The sequence below is a fragment of the Clostridium septicum genome (genome assembly GCF_003606265.1).
In the GTDB taxonomy this organism is placed as follows: Bacteria; Bacillota; Clostridia; order Clostridiales; family Clostridiaceae; genus Clostridium; species Clostridium septicum.
On sequence record NZ_CP023671.1, the window covers coordinates 2,768,991 to 2,791,537 of the forward strand.

16 protein-coding genes are annotated in these 22,547 nt (G+C 26.7%); 14 read left to right on the plus strand and 2 right to left on the minus strand.

What is annotated here, in order from left to right:
• Window positions 1–48: 48 nt before the first annotated feature.
• The 9 genes from CP523_RS12710 to CP523_RS12750 all read left to right on the plus strand — a co-directional run bounded on the left by CP523_RS12710 (window position 49) and on the right by CP523_RS12750 (window position 11,807).
• Window positions 49–1,146: a helix-turn-helix domain-containing protein gene (locus CP523_RS12710; RefSeq protein ID WP_066675196.1), complete on the plus strand. Its 1,098-nt coding sequence runs from the start codon at window positions 49–51 to the stop codon at window positions 1,144–1,146.
• A gap of 482 nt (window positions 1,147–1,628) precedes the next feature.
• Window positions 1,629–4,469 carry a helicase-related protein gene (locus CP523_RS12715; protein WP_227909525.1) on the plus strand — a complete coding sequence of 947 codons (2,841 nt, stop codon included), beginning with the start codon at window positions 1,629–1,631 and terminating at the stop codon, window positions 4,467–4,469.
• Window positions 4,470–4,605: 136 nt separating this feature from the next.
• Window positions 4,606–5,175, plus strand: coding sequence for a hypothetical protein (locus CP523_RS12720; protein WP_066675191.1), 570 nt, complete (start codon window positions 4,606–4,608; stop codon window positions 5,173–5,175).
• 421 nt (window positions 5,176–5,596) lie between these two features.
• The gene (locus CP523_RS12725) at window positions 5,597–6,271 is read left to right on the plus strand and encodes a response regulator transcription factor (RefSeq protein WP_066675188.1); all 675 of its coding nucleotides are present in this window, start codon (window positions 5,597–5,599) and stop codon (window positions 6,269–6,271) included.
• A 1-nt stretch (window position 6,272) separates the two neighbouring features.
• Window positions 6,273–7,289 (plus strand): sensor histidine kinase, encoded by a 1,017-nt coding sequence (locus tag CP523_RS12730; RefSeq protein ID WP_066675185.1) that lies wholly within the window; start codon window positions 6,273–6,275, stop codon window positions 7,287–7,289.
• 175 nt (window positions 7,290–7,464) lie between these two features.
• A complete protein-coding gene (locus CP523_RS12735) occupies window positions 7,465–8,694 on the plus strand; it encodes an IS91 family transposase (protein WP_120140379.1) in 1,230 nt (409 codons plus the stop codon).
• Between the two features lie 14 nt (window positions 8,695–8,708).
• Entirely contained in the window at window positions 8,709–8,900 is a 192-nt protein-coding gene (locus CP523_RS12740) for a hypothetical protein (RefSeq protein WP_066677279.1), read from the plus strand.
• A gap of 164 nt (window positions 8,901–9,064) precedes the next feature.
• A complete protein-coding gene (locus CP523_RS12745; protein ID WP_066675183.1) occupies window positions 9,065–9,847 on the plus strand; it encodes an ABC transporter ATP-binding protein in 783 nt (260 codons plus the stop codon).
• The gene (locus CP523_RS12750) at window positions 9,825–11,807 is read left to right on the plus strand and encodes an FtsX-like permease family protein (RefSeq protein WP_066675180.1); all 1,983 of its coding nucleotides are present in this window, start codon (window positions 9,825–9,827) and stop codon (window positions 11,805–11,807) included. Before CP523_RS12745 ends, CP523_RS12750 begins: the two co-directional genes overlap by 23 nt.
• Window positions 11,808–12,050: 243 nt before the next feature.
• Here CP523_RS12750 and CP523_RS12755 read toward each other — a convergent pair whose 3' ends face one another.
• Both CP523_RS12755 and alr read right to left on the minus strand, forming a co-directional pair.
• Window positions 12,051–12,809, minus strand: coding sequence for a hypothetical protein (locus tag CP523_RS12755; RefSeq protein WP_066675178.1), 759 nt, complete (start codon window positions 12,807–12,809; stop codon window positions 12,051–12,053).
• A gap of 335 nt (window positions 12,810–13,144) precedes the next feature.
• Window positions 13,145–14,302: an alanine racemase gene (gene alr, locus CP523_RS12760; protein WP_066675171.1), complete on the minus strand. Its 1,158-nt coding sequence runs from the start codon at window positions 14,300–14,302 to the stop codon at window positions 13,145–13,147.
• Window positions 14,303–14,427: 125 nt separating this feature from the next.
• On the opposite strand from alr, the gene pdxR reads away from it, so the two are divergent.
• The 5 genes from pdxR (at window position 14,428) to CP523_RS12785 (ending at window position 22,536) form a co-directional block, all read left to right on the plus strand.
• Complete coding sequence (gene pdxR, locus CP523_RS12765; protein ID WP_066675169.1) at window positions 14,428–15,828, plus strand: MocR-like pyridoxine biosynthesis transcription factor PdxR; 1,401 nt, start codon at window positions 14,428–14,430, stop codon at window positions 15,826–15,828.
• Between the two features lie 480 nt (window positions 15,829–16,308).
• Window positions 16,309–21,420: a glycoside hydrolase domain-containing protein gene (locus CP523_RS12770; protein WP_120140923.1), complete on the plus strand. Its 5,112-nt coding sequence runs from the start codon at window positions 16,309–16,311 to the stop codon at window positions 21,418–21,420.
• 131 nt (window positions 21,421–21,551) lie between these two features.
• On the plus strand, window positions 21,552–21,653 hold the full coding sequence (locus CP523_RS16635) for an LPXTG cell wall anchor domain-containing protein (protein WP_227909622.1): 102 nt from the start codon (window positions 21,552–21,554) through the stop codon (window positions 21,651–21,653).
• 169 nt (window positions 21,654–21,822) lie between these two features.
• Entirely contained in the window at window positions 21,823–22,317 is a 495-nt protein-coding gene (locus CP523_RS12780) for a DUF2975 domain-containing protein (RefSeq protein ID WP_066678178.1), read from the plus strand.
• Window positions 22,318–22,332: 15 nt separating this feature from the next.
• Window positions 22,333–22,536 carry a helix-turn-helix domain-containing protein gene (locus CP523_RS12785; protein ID WP_066678179.1) on the plus strand — a complete coding sequence of 68 codons (204 nt, stop codon included), beginning with the start codon at window positions 22,333–22,335 and terminating at the stop codon, window positions 22,534–22,536.
• Window positions 22,537–22,547: the final 11 nt, after the last annotated feature.

A 22,547-nucleotide genomic window follows, 5' to 3' on the forward strand; every position in this document is an offset into this window, starting at 1 on the left:
ATATACTCAAAGAAACGTTTCTTTAGTAGTATATTTGGAGATGATAAAATGCCCATGAATATAATTATTCAAGAAAAAAGGAAAGAAATTGGATTAACTCAAGAGCAAATTGGACAATATCTTGGGGTATCTACTCCTGCTGTGAACAAATGGGAAAAAGGGTATACTTACCCAGATGTTTCGTTGTTACCAGCACTTGCAAGGCTACTTAAAGTTGATTTGAATACATTACTTTGTTTTAATGAAGGATTAACAGAACAAGAAATAGGAAATTTTAGCAATGAAGTAATAGATATAATAAACACAAAGGGGTTTGAAGTTGGCTTTAATAAAAGTATTGAAAAAATACAGGAATATCCAAGCTGTGATATGCTTATCTATTCCATGGCAATGCTTTTAGACGGCGCTTTGATAATTTATGGAGTAGGTATTGAAGATAAAGAATACTATAAAAAACAAATTAAAATTTTATATGAGCGTGTAGCTAAAAGTGATAATGATAAAGTGAGAGATAAAGCAGTTTATATGCTGGTTTCTAAATATATTGATTGTATGGAATATGAGAAAGCACAGGAAATGTTAGATTTATTGCCAGAAAGAACTGTTTTAGATAAAACACAGCTTCAAGCAAATCTTTTCATAAAACAGGAGAAACTTCATGAAGCTGCTAGAATGCTAGAAGGTAAATTACTAAATATAGTTAATGAAGTGCAGATGATTTTAATGAGCTTAGCTGAAATTGAGATTAAAGAAGGAGATAGTCAAAATGCTTCTCATTTGGCAGAACTTTCTCAGAAAGTCATAAAATTATTTGAACTTGGGGATATGCAAGCTCTTGCAACACCACTACAGGTTGCTATCTTACAGAAAAATATTGAGGAAAGCATTTCACTTTTGAAAGCTTATTTTTCAGCAACTTTTAAACTATGGGATGTTAGTAAATCCTCTTTATATCGTCATATTGCGGCAGATATGAAAACAGTAAAAACAGTAAAAGAAGAGTTAGTAAAAGAAAAAAAGAATACCTTAGGAAAACAATTGCGACTAACGCTGCTTTCTGAACTTGAAAATAATCCTGAATATATATTTCTTCATTCAAATACAGAATTCAGACAGTTTATAAAAAAATATAGAAGTGAGTATTGATAAAGATTAATGAAATTTACTAAAGTTATATTAGATTCTATTTTGGAAATGCAATATGTATGAATAGAGAAAATAGAGTTAATAAAATTAAAAGCTTTTATAAATATAAAGTCATAATGATCTGAACTGCTCCCTATCTATTTGGTAGAGGGCAGTTTAAATCATTATGATTTTTTTTCTAAATAAGTTTATAAAGACAGTTAAATCTATTTCTTTTAAAAAATTATTATTAAAATTAAATTATATATAGATAATATAAAATAAGTATTTTCATAAAAACCATATTGTGCTAGTGGTCCAAAAAGTGCATTGCTATCTATTGTTACTATAATTGTAAATACAGTTAGCAAAAATAAAAAAAGCACACGGTATTTTTGGAGATATTTATATATTAACATTACAAATAGTTTAAATATAAACACTATATCCTTGTAAATTATTATCAATGTAGTATAGTTAAACATAGCAAAAGATAAAACTAAATGAAAAGTATACAGCTAAAAATAATTTTAGGTTACCAAGGAAGTGATAAGATGGGTTCAATTAAGTGCACATTAAGAAAAGAAGTGAAAAATGAAATAAATAAATACATAGATAATGAATTTATTACTGAAATGATTAAAGAAATCATTAATTATATAAGAACAACTCATAAGGTTAAGATTGATGACTCTGAGTTTGACAAAGAGGATGCAGAATCTAAGGTTATTTTAAAGGATAATGGACCTTTTAATATTTATGATTATATGTATGTAAAAGACTTCTTATATGAATTATCATGGGAAGGTTCATATATAAAAGAGTTAAAGGAAAGTGAGTACTCTGATAATTCTAAAGGTAGATCAAAGTATATACCACAGAAGATTACAGAGGATTCAGAAGTATTATATAAGTATATACCAAAGGATATTGCTACTGTTTTATATGAAAAAGTAGAAGCATCTATGGAAATGAAAAAAGGTCAATTATATAAAGACTTCAAGAAGAAATACAATGAAGACTTCTTATTTAATAGTGTTAGGTGGTATAAAAGATCTAGAGATGGAAAAGTTTATTGTGATATAGATTTAAATGAAATAGATGAAAATAAGAAGATAAAATTAGAAGAACAAATAAAAACTGAAATAGGTAATGGATATAAAACTAGATGGGGTAATGATGTTGCAGCAAAGGTAATTTCTTTAGAGAATAAGCTTTTATTAGATATTTATGAGGAAGGTTGCAAGATTTTAGGCATTAAAAATGAATATTCTTCAGAAGTTATAAAGGCAGATAATAGTAATGATGAAGAAAAGCTAATACATCTTATGTTAGATAACTATAAGGAAGCTACAAAATTATCAAAGGGAATAAATAGGCTTAAAGTTAAGGTTATTAACTCCTTTGATAAAAAAATAGATAACCTTATTAATATTAATGTTTATAAGACAAATGAGCACATGAAGCTATTTTTAAATGATGCAAGAGAGATGATATTTGGATATTATAAAAGTGTTAATTTACCAGGACTTGGGAAAAACCTTATAGATAAAGAATATAAGATAAATAAGCTAATTAGAAGAGTAGCTGTAGTTGAAAATATTATATATAAGAATTATTTAGAAAAAAATCCTGATGCTCCATCTATTGAGGATATGGAATTTATAGAAGAGTGTCTTTTATGGATTTGTACAAAGGGATTACTTTGGACATCAGAAAATATATACATAAAAAGTAAAGTAAAAGATGAGATAAAAGAAATAATATTAGATAATCCAATAGACGAGTATAAAGAAGCTAGAGAGATGAAAAGACACTTTTATCTTCATGTTGGTGAAACTAATACAGGAAAAACCTATGCAAGTATTCAAAGACTTATGGATTCAGAAACTGGGGTATATTTAGCTCCATTAAGATTATTAGCTTTAGAAATTCAAGATAAGCTTAATTCTCAAAATATATCATGTTCATTATTAACAGGAGAAGAAGAGGATATAAAATCATATGCATCACATGTTTCCTCAACAATTGAAAAACTTGCGTTAGGAACTAATTATGATATATGTGTTATAGATGAAGCTCAAATGATTGCAGATAAACAAAGAGGATGGGCGTGGACAAGAGCTATAATAGGGGTATTATCACCAGAAATACATGTTTGTATGGCTCCTGAAGCAAAGGATATAATAATCAAGCTAATAAAGGATTGTAATGATACATATGAAATAATAAATCATAAAAGAAATACCAAATTAATCTTTGAAGAAAAGAAATTTGAACTTAAAAATGATGTTAAAAAGGGAGATGCCTTAGTTGTCTTTGGTAAAAAGAAGGCACTGGCAGTTTCAGCAGAGCTTCTAAATAATAATATAAAAACTAGTATTATTTATGGATCATTACCATATTCAACAAGGAAGAAGCAGTTTGAAAGATTCTTAGATGGTGAAACAGATGTAATAGTATGTACAGACGCTATTGGTATGGGGGTAAACCTTCCTATTAAACGTATTGTATTCTTAGAAACAAGAAAGTTTGATGGAATTTCACAAAGAAAGCTAAAAGTTTCAGAAATAAAGCAAATTGCAGGAAGAGCTGGACGTAAAGGGATTTACGAAAAAGGATATGTAGCTACAACAGCTGATAGTAATCTAATTAAATCAGCATTAACTGCAGAGACAAAGAAAATAGAAAAATGCTATATAGAAATTCCAGATTCACTTTTAGAATTAGATATAGATATTATAGATGCATTAAAAACTTGGAGTTTAGCACCAGTTAAAGGATATTTCCAAAAACCAGATGTTACAACAATAATATTCCTTTTAAATAGATTAAAAGATCTTAAAGTTAAAGCATCAAAAAGTGACCTTTTAAAGATGGCAACAATTCCATTTGAAGAAAATAATAAGAGAGTACTTGCGTTGTGGGAAGAATATTGTACTATGTATAGCAAAGGTGCAGTAAATTTAAAAAGACCAAAACTTAATGAAATAGTAAATGTAAAAAAAGAGCTTGATGAACTTGAATGCTATTATAAGTCATTAGAACTTAACTATTCCTTTGGTAAAAACTTTAAGTTGATTACAAACAATGGATATATTTCAAGTGAAAAAGAGAATACAGCAAATAAAATAAATGAGCTACTGTTAACAAGTTTACTTCAGCATGAAAGAGTCTGTTTAGACTGTAAGAAAAAGTTATCATGGGATTATCCAAGTGAAAGATGTAGATCTTGTAAAGAAAAGCTACAACACCTAAAGGGTGATAGATTTAGACCTAGATTCAGAAGTGGAAGAAGGGAATCAGACTTTAGAACTAAAAGAAGCAGAAGAAGCTATTATTAATATTTATTTAAATTAATCTCCATTTTTACTATTTTTAATTTAATATTATTAAACTAAAAATAGTAAATAGTATTTATATTAAAAAATATATGATATACTAAATTAAATAAAATTATATAAAAAATGGGGAGAATTTATGGTTATAAAATTGAAAAATAATGTAGAGGATGTAGAAACGTTTTTAAAATATTATTATTTGAATCATTTTGGGTGGAAGATATATTCAAACTCATTGTATATAATTGGAGTTTTAAATCCAATCATAGTGAATATTTATGATACTAAGAGAAACATTGAATTTTATAGTAATACTTCTATGATGATTCTTAATATATTAATTACTATAGGTATGACTTTATTTTTTATATATCTTTTTTTAAAATTAATACCTAAATTGTTAATGAAAAGATTAAAAAAGCGTTCCATTAAATATTATAAAAAAAAGAAGTTTTTTTCAGTTGAAAAAATAATAGAGATAAAAAATGAGTATATAGAGGTTAATTATGATAATAAAAAGTTAATTATTCCATTAAACAAAGATATTTTAGTAGATGAATTTAATGGAAGTATAATTATATCAGCTAAATTTCTTAAGAATAAAATAAAGAAAGTATATCCTTTAGTAATTCCAGTAACTATATTTGAAAGTATAGAAAATAAAGAAGGGTTTATTAAAAATATTGAAGAAAAAAAGATGTTACATTAGATATATGTAATATCTTTTTTCATTAGTAATGAAAATCTTAAGGTAAGAAAATAAAACAAATTTTTATGCTGACTGCTTCATTTCTTTTATACTTAATCAAGTTTTTAATGGAATAGTTTCATTATCTAATACAGCCAAAAGATTTTTAGCTATATTAAATCTTTCTAATAACTTACATTTTTCTTCAGCATTAGATAAGGCAGAAGTTTTATCGGAAAAATGACTTTTCTCTTAGTTATGTAACTCAAGTTCCTTCTCACTTTTACTTAGTTTATTATAGTTCATCCTTAGCTTCTTTAACTTCTTCATAAAGAATTATATATAAAGGTAAGAATATAGTAGCTATAATATAAAATTACATTTACAAAATATGCTATAATTAAATTAAAAAACTAATAGAAATAACAAGAGAAAATTAAATATGTATAAAGTATTAATTGTAGAGGATGATAGGGTCATATCATCATTGTTAAAAGAGAATTTATGTAAATGGGGATATGAAGTAGAATGCATTTCGGATTTTAGTAATGTAATAGGTGAATTTATACAGTTTAATCCACAATTAGTAGTTATGGATATTAACTTACCTTTTTATAATGGATACCATTGGTGTACTGAAATAAGAAAGATGTCCAAGGTTCCAATAATGTTTGCATCATCAGAAAGTGATAATATCAATTATATTATGGCTATAAATATGGGAGCAGATGATTTTATAGTAAAGCCTTTTGATTTAAATATATTTGTAGCAAAGGTACAAGCATTACTTAGGAGAGCTTATTCTTTTCAAGGAAAGATGAATGTTTTAGAAAGTAAGGGGGCTATCCTTAACCTAGAAGAAGTTACTTTAACTTATAAAGAGAAAAAGTTAAGTTTAACTAAAAATGAGTTTAAGATTCTTCAAATATTATTAGAAAATAAAAATAAGGCTGTTTCCAGAGAAGATATTATGACTTATCTTTGGGAGAGTGAAAGCTATATTGATGATAATACTTTAACTGTTAATGTAACTAGAATTAGAAAAAGGCTTGAAGAAATAGGGCTAAAAGATTTTATAAAAACTAAAAAAGGAATTGGCTATATAATAGGTGAGTAGTATGAAGGATAAAAAAATAATTAATATATTAATTAGCTATTATAAAGATAAACTAAGTATCATTATAAAATTTCTTGTTTTTATGGGAATATTTTTTCTTGTATATAGTCTATATCACTTGCCTTTAGGAGTATTTTTATATGCAGCACTTATTGTTTCTACTTTAGCATTCTTATTTAGTTTATATGATTTTAATATTTATTATAATAAACATAATGTTTTAATTAGTGTATTAAATGAGGTAGAGTATAGTTTGGACAAGCTACCAAAAAGCAATTCATTAATTAATAAAGATTATGAAAGTATTATAGAAACACTTTATAATCATAAAACAAATTTAAAAACAAATTTAGATTTTAAGTATGAGAATACAGTTAATTACTATACAATGTGGGCTCATCAAATTAAAACTCCTATTTCAGCTTTTTCTATGATTGTTCAATCAATGGATTCATCAGTAGAAAAAAATATGATGAAGCAAGAATTATTTAAGATTAATGAATATGTAGATATGGTTTTATACTATGTAAGACTAGAAAATCTATCTTATGATTTAAAGCTACAGGAGTATTCTCTTAAAGAGATTATAAAAGGTGCTATTAAAAAATATTCTGCAACCTTTGTATATAAAAAGATAGCTTTAGATTTAGAAGATATAACTTGTAATATTATTACTGATGAAAAGTGGATTACTTTTGTAATTGAACAAATACTATCTAATAGTTTAAAATACACAAACAAAGGGACTATTTCTATTTATATGGACAAGGAAAGTAAAAATACTTTAGTAATTGAGGATACAGGCATAGGGATAGTAGAAGAAGATGTATCACAAATTTTTGAAAAAGGTTTTACTGGATATAATGGAAGACGTGATAAAAAATCTACAGGAATAGGGTTATATTTATGTAATGAAATAGCTACAAGACTTTCACATAAATTATATGTTACTTCTAAAGTAGGAGTAGGAACTAAAGTTTATATTGATTTTTCAACAAATAATATAAAAATAGAATAACCTTACACAACTGTAAGGTTGCAAGGGAGAAATGTAATGTCATGTTAAGGCAAAGCATTTCTTTTTTTAATGTACAGGAAAGTATAAAAATTTTGAAGGCTGAAAGTTAGATATTATCTAGCTTTTAGCCTTCAAATATGTTAGATTAATTAATTATAAATTAGAGGTTTAACAGATGAAAAAAGGTAAGATAAAAAGAATATTAGAAGACCATTGGAAAGAGTTTGAAAAGTTATATAAAAATAAGATTAGACCTAATGTTAAAAAGGAAGTAGAAAAAGTTTTAAAGTGTAAAGATACAAAGTATGGATTTATTGAATTGAAGTGTAATAATTGTAATACTACAAAGAGAATCGGATTTACATGTAAAAGTAGATTTTGTACTTCATGTGGAAAGATTTATACGGATAATTGGATTGATAATATGTTGGGAAATTTAATAAATGTTAGGCATAGACATATAGTTTTTACTATACCAAAAGAATTAAGAGAATTCTTTGGACTGGATAGACAAAGACTTAAGATATTGCCGAAGTGCGCAGCGAGAGCTGTTACGAGTTGGATGCATAGTTTAAATAGAAAGGAGGAATTCACACCAGGTATAGTAACTGTAATACATACATTTGGAAGAGATTTAAAGTGGAATCCTCATGTACATATGATGGTTACAGAAGGAGGGAGAGGAAATATAACAGAATGGAGGCATATAAGGCACATATCTTATGAATCATTAAGAAAAAGATGGCAAAAGGTTTTGTTAGATGAAATAACTTATATAAATGGAAATACAAAAGAAATTAAATTACTAAAAAATAAACTATATAAAGAGAAAGATAAAGGTTTTTATGTTCATGCTAAAACTGAGATAAAATCAGCGAAGACAGCAGCAAAATATGTAGGGAGATATGTGGGACGTCCTGCGATAGCGGAATCAAGGATTCTTAAATATGATGGTGAAAATGTGACTTATAAATATACTAGACATGAAGATAATAAGGTCATAGTTGAAACTGTACATGTATATGAGTTCATAAAAAGAATAATAAGACATATTCCAGAGAAAAATTTTAAAATGATAAGATACTTTGGAATTTATTCTAGAAGAAGCAAAGGAAAATTTAATTTTATAAAAATGATAGATGAAAAGATATTAAGTATAAGAAGATCTATAGCAACTTGGGAGAATAGAATACTGGCAATAAGTGGTGTAAATCCGTGTAAATGTCCTAACTGTGGTAATAAAATGAGATTTCATGATATTGTATATCCTAAATATGGGTCCATGAGGGAACGGCTGAGAATTAAGATTATAGAAGAGAATGAAGAAAAATTAGAAAAGGCTATAGAAAATTATGCTATTACTAAACGTATATTAAGTGGTAAAATAATTCCGAAAACAACTTAGTTGGAGGAAGTAAGATGAAAACAGAGGAAATATTATATATTTGTACTATTTGCGGAGCTAAAGAAAATATTCCTAAAGAAGTAGTTGAATATTTTGATGAAATGGATCAAAGCAATGTTGATGAACCACCATGCTTTTCATGTGAAAAGTGCGGAGGAGTAATGAGGCCTAAAGAGTATACTGGAGTATATGGAATAAAGTATTAATTAATAGGAAAAATATAGCATAGAACAGATATCGGTTCTATGCTTCTTAAGGTACTTAAAATTAAATTCCCGAAGGGAGCGTGGCGAAAGCCACTTTTTTATTATAATTAAATCATAGAAAATAAATGAAATTAAAAACTTAAGAGAGTTTTGGAGGTATAAATATGGCAATATTAGAAATTAAAAATTTAAAAAAAGTATATAGTACAAGATTTAGTGGGAATAAGGTAGAAGCCTTAAGGGATATTTCTTTTTCAGTAGAAAATGGTGAGTATATAGCTATAATGGGTGAATCAGGATCAGGTAAAACAACACTTTTAAATATATTAGCTTCTTTAGATAAATCAACTAGTGGAGAAGTTTTATTAAAGGGAAAAAATATAACTAGCATAAAGGAAAAAGATATGGCAGCCTTTCGTAGAAATCACCTTGGATATGTCTTTCAAGATTTTAATTTATTAGATACATTTTCCTTAAAGGACAACATTTTTTTACCATTAGTATTAGCAGGTAAAAAGTATAAAGAAATGGAAGAAAGGTTAAAGCCTATTGTAGATATGATAGGAATAGAGGATTTATTAGAAAAATATCCATATGAAGTATCAGGTGGACAAAAGCAAAGAGTTGCTATAGCAAGAGCTATAATATCAAGTCCAGAATTATTACTTGCAGATGAACCAACAGGATCTTTAGATTCAAAAACAACAGCAGAAATATTAGATTTATTTTCTAATGTTAATAAATTAGGTCAAACAATTCTTATGGTAACTCATAGTACTTTAGCAGCTAGTCATGCAAGTCGTGTGTTATTTATTAAAGATGGAAAGATATTTAATCAAATATATAGGGGCTCTATGAATAATGAGAAGATGTATGAAAAAATATCTGATACCCTTACTATACTTGCTACAGGAGGAAGTAATAATGAAAAATTCAATGTACTTTAATATAGCAAATAATAATTTGCGAAAAAATAAAAAGACATATATTCCTTATATATTGGCATGTATAGGTACAATAATGATGTTTTACATTATGAATTGTATAGCTACAAATGAAGGTTTAGACTATGTAAGAGGAGCAGGTTCATTAAAAATACTTCTTGGTATTGGAGTTAAAATTATAGGTTTATTTTCAATTATATTTTTATTTTATACAAATAGCTTTTTGATTAAAAGAAGAAAAAAGGAAATAGGACTTTATAATGTTTTAGGAATGGAAAAGAAGCATATCGGTAAAATTCTAACAATTGAAACTTTAATGATAGGTTTTGGAAGCTTAATTATAGGAATTATTTTAGGGACTATATTAGGAAAGCTATTATTTCTAATATTAATCAATTTATTAAAGGTTAATATTAATCTTTCAAGTACATTTTCTATATCATTAGCTTCAATAAAAAACACATTATTTTTATTTATTCCTATTTTTGCAGTAGTGTTACTTCAAAATATAATAATGGTTAAAGTAAATAATCCAATAGAGCTTTTAAAAGGTGGAGAAAAAGGTGAAAAGGAACCAAAGGCATCTTTGATTTTAACAATATGTGCTTTTGGATTTCTAATAGTAGGGTACACAATGGCAAGTACAGTAGATAAGCCTTTAAAGGCACTTTCAATAGTATTTATAGCAATTATACTTGTAATTCTAGGAACTTACAGTTTATTTACAAGTGGAAGTATTGCAATTTTAAAATTATTAAAGAAGAATAAAAGCTTCTATTATAAATCAAAAAACTTCATATCAGTATCAGGTATGATTTATCGTATGAAGCAAAATGCAGTAGGACTTGCTAGTATATGTATATTATGCACAGCAGTATTAATTACAATATCTACAACAGTTTCTTTATATGCAGGTCAAGATGGAAGCTTAAAAATTGCATATCCATATGAGACACAAATAAAGATTCCAGCTTCAGAAAAAGAACTTTATACTAAAATTAGTGAGGGTTTAGAAAATAAAGCTAGTGACCACAACGTAAAGATAATTGATTTAAAGGAATTTAATAATTTTAATTTAATGGTAAAGGCTGATGGTGAAAATTTTAAATCAGCAATAGAAGAAAAAAGTTCTGGAATTGGAGATATTAGTGTTATTCAATTTTATTTATTAGATGATTACAATAAAATTGAAAATAAAAATATAGAATTAAAGGATGATGAAGCTTTAATATTCTCTATATCAAAGGAGTATAATAGTGATTCAATAGTCATTAATGATAATAAATTTAAAATAGCTAAAAATTTAGATAGCTTTAAGGTAGTTAATAAAAATGAAAATAATATAACTGATGAGTACTGTCTAGTACTTAAAAATCAACAAGTGATAGAAAATGTATGTAAAGATGCATCAGATAAAGGAGTATTATTTTCAACACATGAAATTAAATTTAATTTAGATGGAATTAAAGAAGATAAAATAAAATTTTGTGAATCAATAAGTAGTAATTTAACAAATAACAAATTAGCAAATATTAGTAATATTGATATAGATAGAAAAGATTTTTATGTTGTAAATGGAGGATTTATATTTTTAGGTAGCTTTTTAGGATTATTATTTATCTTAGCAACTGTATTAATTATTTATTATAAACAAATATCAGAAGGATATGATGATAGCGATAGATTCCAAATCATGAAAAAGGTCGGTATGAGCAAAGAAGAGCTTAAAAAAGTTATTAATAAACAAGTACTTATGGTATTCTTTTTCCCAGTAGGAATAGCACTAATTCATACAGCTTTTGCATTTAAACCAATATCAAAACTACTAGGGTTATTTGGACTATTTGATATAAATATATTTTTAATAGTAACGATAATAATAGCTATAGTATTTATTATACTTTACGTAATTGTATATGCAATTACATCAAATGTTTATTATAAAGTAGTACAACAAGAATAATAATATTATATAGATGTTTAAATATAGTGTAGGAGAGTTTTAATATAATTAGAAGATTTAAAGAAAGTAATGTGAAAATACTAACCCCAGAATATCAGGGTAAAGGTAGTAGAAGAAAAATAATCAATTTTCCATTGGAAGTTACCATAGTTATTTACTATCTATTATTATTATAATTATAAGCTAAAACCCTAAAATCTAATGTTTATAAAACTTAGCTTTTAGGGTTTTAGTAATAAAAATTTATTTTATAATATAAATTGAGTTGATAGGCTTGTCATCAATTACGCCTTTAATATAAACTTTATTTCCCCATAATTTATATGGATTAATATAATATTGTTTTTCATACAGAAAATCATTTGGTATAATTTCTATAAATTCTTTCCTTTTAATATCATAAACAAGGTTATTTCCGTAACAATCTTGAGACCAAATTAGAAAGTCTTTATTCATTTCAGGATTACCTTTAATATTTTCTATATAATCTTTGTTTGGAATAGTATTTTGGTTTATTACGCTATCAATATTTTTATTATTTAAATCATAGATAGCTATTTCAGAATAGAAAAAGTGATCTTTAAAAATTTTGACTAAAGCAATTTTGTTATTAAAGATGTAAGGAGAATAATAGAAGCATTCATCATCAATTTTAAAGCTATCCTTTAGTTCAGATTTTATATCATAAGTATATATATTATAATTTTCATATGAAAAGTTATACTTAGGAAATTCAGTGCTAGGTAATTCAAATAATTTATTCCAAACAATTAGTCCATTATCCATAGATAAATTCCCAATATTTTCATTTGGAATATTAGTGACTGTTTCTAATGTTTTATGTTCATTTTTATTTAAATCATATAATACTATATCTAATAATACGGAGCCATTTTCTTGATAAGGTTTTTTATAAATTAAAATATCATCTTCTATAATAATACTATCAGGAATAGTAGAGTATTTATATATTAATATTGGTAGCAAAGTTACTTTTATCAATTAAATTTTTAGTTTTAGTTTCCATATTATATGAAATTAAATTCCAATCATATGGGAAATTTGTAGGATTAATAATTTCTGATTTATGTTCAACCCAAACTATCCATTTATCATTACATACAATTGTATCTAAAAATTTATCTTCTGAGTGTACGGATGTTAATACATCGTAATCTTTTTCTAATGAATTGTATAGAAATAAATCTTTTTTATTTAAATTTTATAGTTTTAAGCTAATAAGTAGCAGTTTGCTTTATTATTTTCTTCTGTTTTTTAGGGTAAAGATATCTTTAGAATTATTTCCTAATTTCATAACTGATTAATCTAAATTAATTTTATATAAAATGTTTAATGGTTACAACTGTATTATTTTTAATATAAACTCTAGGTGCTCTTCTACCAATTAAGCAAAGAACTTCATAATTAATTGTGCCTAATAGGTTTGCCATATCATCAGCATCAAATTTTATATTTTTATCACTTCCTAAAAGAATAACTTCATCATTTAAATTAACATCTTTTAAGTCAGTTATATCAACCATACATTGATCCATACATACATTTCCGATTATAGGAGCAAATTGACCATTTATAATTACCTTTCCTTTATTAGATAATTCTCTAGAATAACCATCAGCATATCCAACAGGAATAGTAGCAATTATACTTTTTCTCTTAGTTTCAAAAGTTTTACCATAACCTATAAAAGTTCCTTTATCAACTTCTTTAATATGAACTATATTAGTTTTCCAAGTTAATACCGGCTTCAAATCAAAAGCATCTTTAATTACTTCATCAGAAGGGTAGTAGCCATATTGAATAATTCCAGGACGTACATTATCAAAATGCGCATTTGGCATATCTATAATAGCAGCACTATTAGAAAGATTTTTATCTCCAATTGTTATATTATTTTTTTCTAATTCTTTTATAAAATTTTTATAATTTTCTAATTGAAAGTTAGAATATGATTTATCTTTATAATCAGAAGTTGAAAAGTGAGAGAAAGTACTTTTAATTTTTAAGTTAGGAAGTTTAGAAATTAAAGCTATTTCTTCTATACTTTTAGATGAAGGTAAAAATCCTATTCTGCCCATTCCAGTATCTAAAGCTATATGTATATTAATTATTTTATTACTTTCTTTAGCCTTATTATTTAAGGTATAAGCAAAATCTAATGAAGATACAGTAGGTTCCATATTGTAATTAATAATTGCCTCTATTGCAAGCTCTTCACTAACTCCAAGTATCATTATGGGAGCATCTATATTTGCTTCTCTAAGCTCAATTCCTTCAACAATATTAGCAACAGCTAATGAAGATGCTCCGTTTTCTATTAATGCTTTAGAAATTTCTACTGCGCCATGACCATAAGCATTAGCTTTAACTATTCCTATTAATTTACTATTACCTATATGTGATTTTATTTTATTAAGATTATATATAAAATTATCTAAATTAATTTCTGCCCAAAATGGATGTAATAAATTCATTTTATAATACTCCTTATCAAAACTTGAGTTTTATTATTTTCATTGATATGATTATAACAAAAAACTGAATAGGTTATAAGTATCAGTTTTTTAATATTTTATGGTATCAGATTGGAGATCGAGTTATGGATGTTATAACTATAAATTTAAGTAATAATGATAATATTCCTTTATATGAGCAATTATATAACTATATAAAAAATGAAATACAGCAAGGTAAGATAGTTTCAAACACAAAGTTACCATCAAAAAGAAAGCTTGCTAAACATCTTCAAATTAGTTTAAATACTATTGAAAGTGCATATGAGCAATTAATGGCAGAAGGTTATATATATTCAAAGCCTAAAAAAGGATTTTTTGTTTCAGAACTAGATGGAGTAATACAAATAAAAAATTCAAAAGCCTATATTAATATAGATAGTAATAAAGAAAAAGTTAATTATAAATATGAATTTTTATCAAGTAGAGTAGATTTAGATAGTTTTCCTTATGAAGTATGGAGGAAGATATCTAAAGATATTATTGATATAGAAAGTAGAGAGTTCCTTCAAATAGGGCATTCACAAGGGGAATTAAACTTAAGAGAAGCCATTGCTAAATACTTGTATTTTTCAAGAGGTGTGGCATGTCATCCAAATCAAATTGTAATAGGAGCAGGAACAGAATATTTACTTCAAGTTCTTATTAATATAATAGGAAGAGATAATAGTTATGGTATGGAGAATCCAGGATATTTTAAAATAAAGCGTATTTTAAATACTTATGGAATATGGGCTAACGGAATAGAATTAGATAATTATGGAGTAAATATAGAAAAGTTAAATGAAAGTTCTGTAAATATAATGCATATAACACCATCCCATCAATTTCCACTTGGAATAGTTATGCCAATTAAAAGAAGAATGCAGTTACTTACTTGGGCAAATGAAGGGGAAAATAGATATATAATAGAAGATGATTATGATAGTGAATTTAGATTCGGTGGAAAGCCGATTCCAGCATTGCAAAGTTTGGATAATAATGGAAGGGTAATTTACTTAGGTACTTTTTCAAAATGTTTGGCTCCATCTATGAGAATTGGATATATGGTTCTTCCAGAAAGCCTTTTGGAAAAATATAAAAAGCAATTTAGTTTTTATGCTTGCACAGTATCTAGATTAGATCAACAAATATTGTTTAAGTTTATAGAAAAAGATTATTTTGAAAAGCACTTAAATAAAATGAGAAATATATATAAAAAGAAAAGAGAAAAATTAGTTTCTTTAATAAAAAATCATTTAAATTATACTGAGATAATAGGAACTAATGCAGGGTTACATCTGTTATTAAAAGTTAATAATGGAATGGTAGAAAGTGAGTTAATAAAAAATGCAAAAAATAAAGGAGTTAAAGTTTTAGGGTTATCAAATTCTTATATGAATAGAGAAGAATGTGAAAAAAAAGCCACCATATTTTTAGGTTATGCCAGCTTAAGAGAAGAAGAACTTGAAGATGCTATATTATTATTAAAAAGTGCATGGGAGTAATTTAAAGAAGTTATATCAGAAGTTATTATGTTATAACTTCTTTTTTAATTTCAATAAAAAATACATAAAATAAATAAAATGTAAACATTGACATAAATAGGAAATGAATGACATAATATACTTAGAATAGTACTGAATTAATAAATTTTAATATTAATAATTTTTTCGCCATTGGAGGGGAGTGAAGAATATTTACATTTTATATAGCAATTGATAGAAATTTATTATCAGTAATAAAAATTTTATGAAATTAAAATAGGCTTAGGTTAATATCTCTAAATTTAAAATGTACGTACAATAACACTACTAATGAATAGTTACTTTGATAAACATAAGTTATTTTAGAAAAATAGTAGTATTTCTTCTGATAATAATAGTTAAGTATATATTTAGAATTAAATTATTAAATAATAAAAGTTAATTTTAATATATAGGCAATTTTGGTTTTAAAGAGAATTTAAATTTAGTGGAGGGTAAAGTATGAAAAAAGAGTTATTAAGGAGGATTAAAGCGTTAACTATAAGTAGTTTATTTTTCATAAATTGTGTACCGTGGACAGGAATAGTTTTGCAAGCTAAAGAGTTAAAAGAGAATATTGAAACTGTAATAGATGACAACGTTGTGACAGGTGATGGTAACTATTTTACTTACTATGGGGATAATTGGGTTGCAGAGGGAAGTGGTGATACAACCGAGCATTACAATGTTCTTAAAAATGGAGAAGAAAATCCAGAAAAAAAATATTATACTGTAAACTTTATAGGAAATCGTATAGAAGTTTATGGTAATAAAACACCTCAAAATGGAAAAGTTAAATTTTCGATAATGAATGAACAAGGAGAACTTATAGAGGGAAGTGAAACTATAGTAGATGCTAGAGTAGATAACACCAATCCGTTATATGCTTGGGGTGGATTAGAAGAAGGAAAATATACATTAAAAGCAGAGGCAACAGGAATTAATTCTAATACAAGTCATAGTCAAGCAGTAATTCAAGTTGATAAGGTTAAAGTTACTCATAAAAAATACATACCTGAATCTATAAATTTAGAATCTAATATACAGATATTAGAGAAAACAGAAAAAAATTTAAAGGTAACAGTTGATCCAAGTTATGCGGAAGTTAATGATTTAACTTATTCTAGTGATAATGAAGAGATAGTAACAGTTTCAGATAGTGGTGTAGTGAAAGGTAAATCTAAAGGAATAGCTAATGTAACAGTAAGATCAGAAGAGTTTAATAAAGAAGCAAGAGTTTTAGTACAGGTTTTAGAAGGTAATCTAGGTTTACAAGGATCAATTGTAGATACTAATTCACATTATACTCAAGAAAGATATGAAGAAATAAAGAACATGGGAGTAGTAAATGAAGAGTTGTATGGATGGAAGTCAGATAAAGCAATTTCTGAAATTGCTTTGATTTCTAAAGAAAGATCAGTAAAGAATATAAGTATTGCAGCTAGTGATTTTATATCAGGAGAGAATATAATTTCTAAAGAAAACATAGTTACTACTTTTCTTAAAGATACAAAAGCTTATATAGGAGATGCAGGATATCATAATGGACCTAATTCAAATCCAAGTCAAACTCCAAATGATGATAGTTTAAAAAAATTAGTACCAGATATATTATATACATCAAATCCTATAAATATTGAAGCAAATAAAGTACAACCAGTATGGGTGGAATTTAATATTCCAAAGGATGCTAAACCAGGAATTTATACAGGTAAAATTATTGTAAGTGCAGAGGGATTAGATAATTTAGAGTTTAATTATTCCTTAGAGGTAATAGATATAATAATGCCTAATAGTACACAATATGAATTTGATATTGAATTATGGCAATATCCTTATAGTTTAGCTGAGTACTATGGTGTACAACCATTTTCAGATGAGCATTTTAACATATTAAGACCTCATATGGGAAAGTATAAAGAACTTGGTGGACATGCTATTACTACTTCAATAGTAGAAGAAGCATGGGGAGGTCAAACTTATAGTGAAAATGAAGTTAGATATCCATCTATGGTTAAATGGACAAGAAAATCAGATGGAAACTTTGAATTTGATTACACTGATTTTGATAAATGGGTTGAATTTAATAGAGAATTAGGAATTGGGAATAAGATTATTTGTTATAGTATGATTCCATGGGGAAATAGAGTTTCCTATTATGATGAAGCAACAAGCACAAAAAAATCAGAGACTTTACTTCCAGGAACTAAAAGATATGAAGAGGTTTGGTTACAATTTTTAAATTCTTTAGTTTCACATTTAGATGAAAAAGCTTGGTTTGAATACACTTATATAGGAATAGATGAAAGAGGAAATATGGATAATGCTTTTGATATAATAGATAAAGTTAAAAATAGACATGATAAAACATTAAAAAAAGCTGCAGCAATGGATCATTTTGATTCAAGTAAAAAATATATAACTGATAGAGTAGATGATTTAAGTGTTGGATCTACAGCGGCAAAACAATCTTTAGATGAATATAGAAATTTTGTAAAGGAAAGAAATGAAGCTGAGAAGAAATATAAAACTACAATATATACTTGTACAGAACATTTTCCTAACTCATTAGCTTTAAGTATGCCTGGGGAAAGTTATTGGACAATGATGTTTACAGCAGCACAGGGAGCAAATGGGTATTTAAGGTGGGCTTATGATGCTTGGGTTAAAGATCCTTTAAGAGATGTGACACATTGGGCTTTTGAAGCTGGAGATCCTTTCTTAATTTATCCTGATGAAAAAGATTCAGTTAATAAGGTATCTAAAACTTCTGTAAGATTAGAAAAAATAGCAGAGGGAGTTAGAGATGTAAATAAATTATATTTAATGAAAAAAGAAATACCATCGTTAAAATCTGATATTGATGAATTATTTGCAATGATTGAAGTTAATTATTCAGGTGTTAAAAATGGAATAGGACAACATGGTGGAGCAAAATATGCTACGGATGAAACAAGAGGAAAAATACCTCAGAATATGAAAAATATTAAAAATAAAATTAAGGAAATAAGTGAAAAATATATTTCATTAAAAAATGGAGGAACTGAAGAGGTAGAATCAGTTAAAATAAATGAAGGAGATCAAAATATTTTAGTTGGAGATTCTATTAAATTAACTACAACTGTTTTACCAGAAAACACATTAAATCCAAGTGTAAAATGGAGTTCTAGCAATAGTGATGTTGTAACAGTTAATAGTGAAGGGTTAATAACTGGAATAAAACTTGGAAATGCAGAAATTACAGCAATCTCAGTTAAAGATTCAAGTAAAAGTTCAACAATAAAAATAAATGTTAACAAAAAGACTATTGGTGATGATTCAAAGGTTGCATATTATAGCTTTGATAATATTGAAGGAAATGTAGTTAAAGATAGCTGGACAAAAAGAGAGGACTATAATGGAGTTATTAGTGGAGCAAAGCAGGTAGACGGAAAGTCTGGAAAGGCATTGAAATTTGATTCTACAACAGATGAGGTTAGAATTGGTAGTCCTGCAGAACTAGCTAATGATTGGACTGTTGCATTTTGGGTTAAAGCTGGAAATACTACAGGTACAGCGTCAATTATGTGGGATGGAAGAGATTATACAGGGGCTCAGCAAAAAAAATCAGAATCAATAGATATAAAAGTAGGTACAGGGGGAAATCCTAATAATGCTGGAGTTCATGTTAATGAAGGAATTTTAACATTTAAGTATGTAGTACCACAAGAAAGATGGGTTCATATGACTGTAACTAACTCAACAAGTAGTGGGTTATCATTATTCATTAATGGAAAGCAAGTAGGAGATATAAATGCGTACACTAAGACAAATCCATTTAAAGCACCTATAAAGATTATAGGAGGAAGAGGTTTTGTTGGAGAAATAGATGAAGTAAAAATATATAATAGAGCTTTAGAAGAATCAGAAATAGAAGAAGTTAAATCTATTAATGGATTAAATGTAGATAGTAATTATAAAGAAATTAAAATAGGAGAAACTACTAAAATTATTACTGATTTAGTATCAGATAATGATGATAAGACAATAAACTTTACAAGTGATAATTCAAATATTGCAACAGTAGATGAAAATGGAGTAGTTACTGGCATAGCATATGGAGATACTTTTATAACTGTAGAAAATTTAGCAGCAGGTTATTCAGAAAAAGTTAATATCCGTGTTAACAAAGAAATAAATCTACAAAACACTTTAAAAACCTACGAAATTAATAGAGATAGACAAATTGTTATAGATAGAGAGGAAAATCAGTATATTGGACAACCTGATTCAATTTTATTAGATGATGATAAAACTATTTTAACTGTTTATCCTAAAGGTCATGGATTTGGAGAGGCTTTATTAAGCAAAAGTACAGATGGAGGATTAACTTGGCAAAAAAGAGTTAAAGTTAATGAAACTTGGAAGACATCAGAGGAAACTCCAACTATATATAAATTAAACTTTACAGATGGAAGTCAAAAATTAATATCTATTTCTGGAGGTCCTGGGTGGCATGGAAGTACTTTTAGAGGTTTTAAGACATCTATATCAGAAGATAATGGAGAAAATTGGAGCGATTATAAGAAGTGGGATGTACCAACTGAAACTATTGTTGCTATGGCGAGCCTAGTACAATTAAGAGATGAAAATGGTAACTTTATAGATAAATGGATGGGGGTATACCATGATTATAGATATACAAATTATAAAACTTATTTAACTTTTGATGAAAGTGGTAATGAGGAATGGTCTGAACCAGTACCATATTTAAGTGAATACCGAGACATTGAAAGAACAGCACAATTATGTGAAATAGGAATGTTTAGATCACCAGATGAAAATCGTATAGTTGCTCTTGCAAGAAGTCAATCACATAGGCATACTTCTATGATATTCTATTCAGATGATGAAGGAGAAACTTGGAGTCGTCCAAGACATGTACAAGGATCATTAAATGGAGAAAGACATAAAGCAACTTATGACCCAATAAGTGGTAGGTTATTAATAAGCTTTAGAGAGATTAAGTTAGATATAAATAATAATGGAAGTACTATAGAAAATGATTGGATGGCAGGAGATTGGATTGGATGGGTTGGAACCTATGATGACTTAATGAATGGAAATGAAGGAGAATATCGTATAAGATTAGGTAAGGATTATACTAAGTCAGCTCGTGCAGGAGATTGTGGATATGCAGGAAATGTAGTTATGAAGGATGGAACTTTCTTCTTAAACTCATACGGTAATTTTGATGAAAATACAGATAATAACACATATGTTATGGGGGTTAGATTTAAGTTAGGAGAAATAGATAATGCACTAGTACTTGTTAATGGGGATGCTCTTAAAGAATTATTAGATGAAGTTAAAAATATAGATTCAAGTCTCTATACAGCTGAATCATATGATAATTTAATTAAACAATATGATATAGCTAATTCAATATATGAATCACAAGAGTCAGCACAAGTTCAAATTGATAGGGCATTAGAAGATTTAAAGAAGGCTAAGGATAGCTTGGTATTAAAACCATCAAATCCAGCACCATCAGAAGTAAGCTTTAAGGTTACAGCAAATGAAGAAGTTAAATAGTAGCCAAAGGAGATAATTCACAAGGAAATCAAAATAGTGGAAATAATAATTCTGGAGGAAATAGTAATGCTAGTGGAAGTAACTCTAATGGAGGAAACTCAAATAGTACTTCAGGAAATAAACTAAATACTATACCTCAAACAGGTGGAATGGCTTCAGCAGCAACTGTATTAGTTTTAGGAACATTAGCTTCAGTAACTGGTGCAATTATGATTAAAAAGAAGAAAGTTTAAAGGTTTATTTAATAAAATGAAAATAGTAAAATCAACAAAAGAGGCTAGATTTATAGCCTCTTTTTTAGTTAAAACAAAAAAATAATTATTGTTTTTCGATAAAAATATATTGAAAAATAAGTTGCAGCGTGGTAATATAATTTTGTAGAATAGATTTAGGAGGAAATGTATGAAATTTTATGGAGAAAAATCATTATCACAAATATTAAAAATAACATTAAATATAGCTATTATTTTTGGTATAGTTATGACGGGTGATGTTTTTTATAATACATTTTTTAATAGGGAGAAATCTTTAAATACTAATGAAAAAGTTGTTTTTGTAACTTTATTAATTATAGGAATTATCAGTTTGTTTTTAATAGTTTTAGAGCTTAGAAAAATAATAGGAACTTTAATAGAAAGTAATCCATTTGTAAGAGAAAATGTGGTATCATTTAAAAAAATATCAGTAGAATCATTTATTATAGCAGGATGCTATATAACTAATCTTATTTTTAATTCAAATTTTAAAAATTTTAAATTTATATATGTTGATAATAGTGGGATACATACGGATATGGAGTTTTTAATTTTTCTATTTGCAGGTATATTCATATTTATATTAGCTAAAGTTTTTGAAAAGGCAGTAGAATTTAAAGAAGAAAATGATTTTACTATATAGATAAAGGAGAAATTAATGAAGATAGTTGTTAATTTAGATGTAATGATGGCTAAGAGAAAGATTTCATTAAATGAATTAGCGGAAAGAGTTGGTATAACTAATGCTAACCTTTCTATACTTAAAAATAATAAAGCAAAGGCTATAAGATTTTCTACATTAGAAGCAATATGTAGAGAATTAAATTGTCAGCCAGGTGATATATTAGAATATGTTGAATAAAAGGGAGAGAA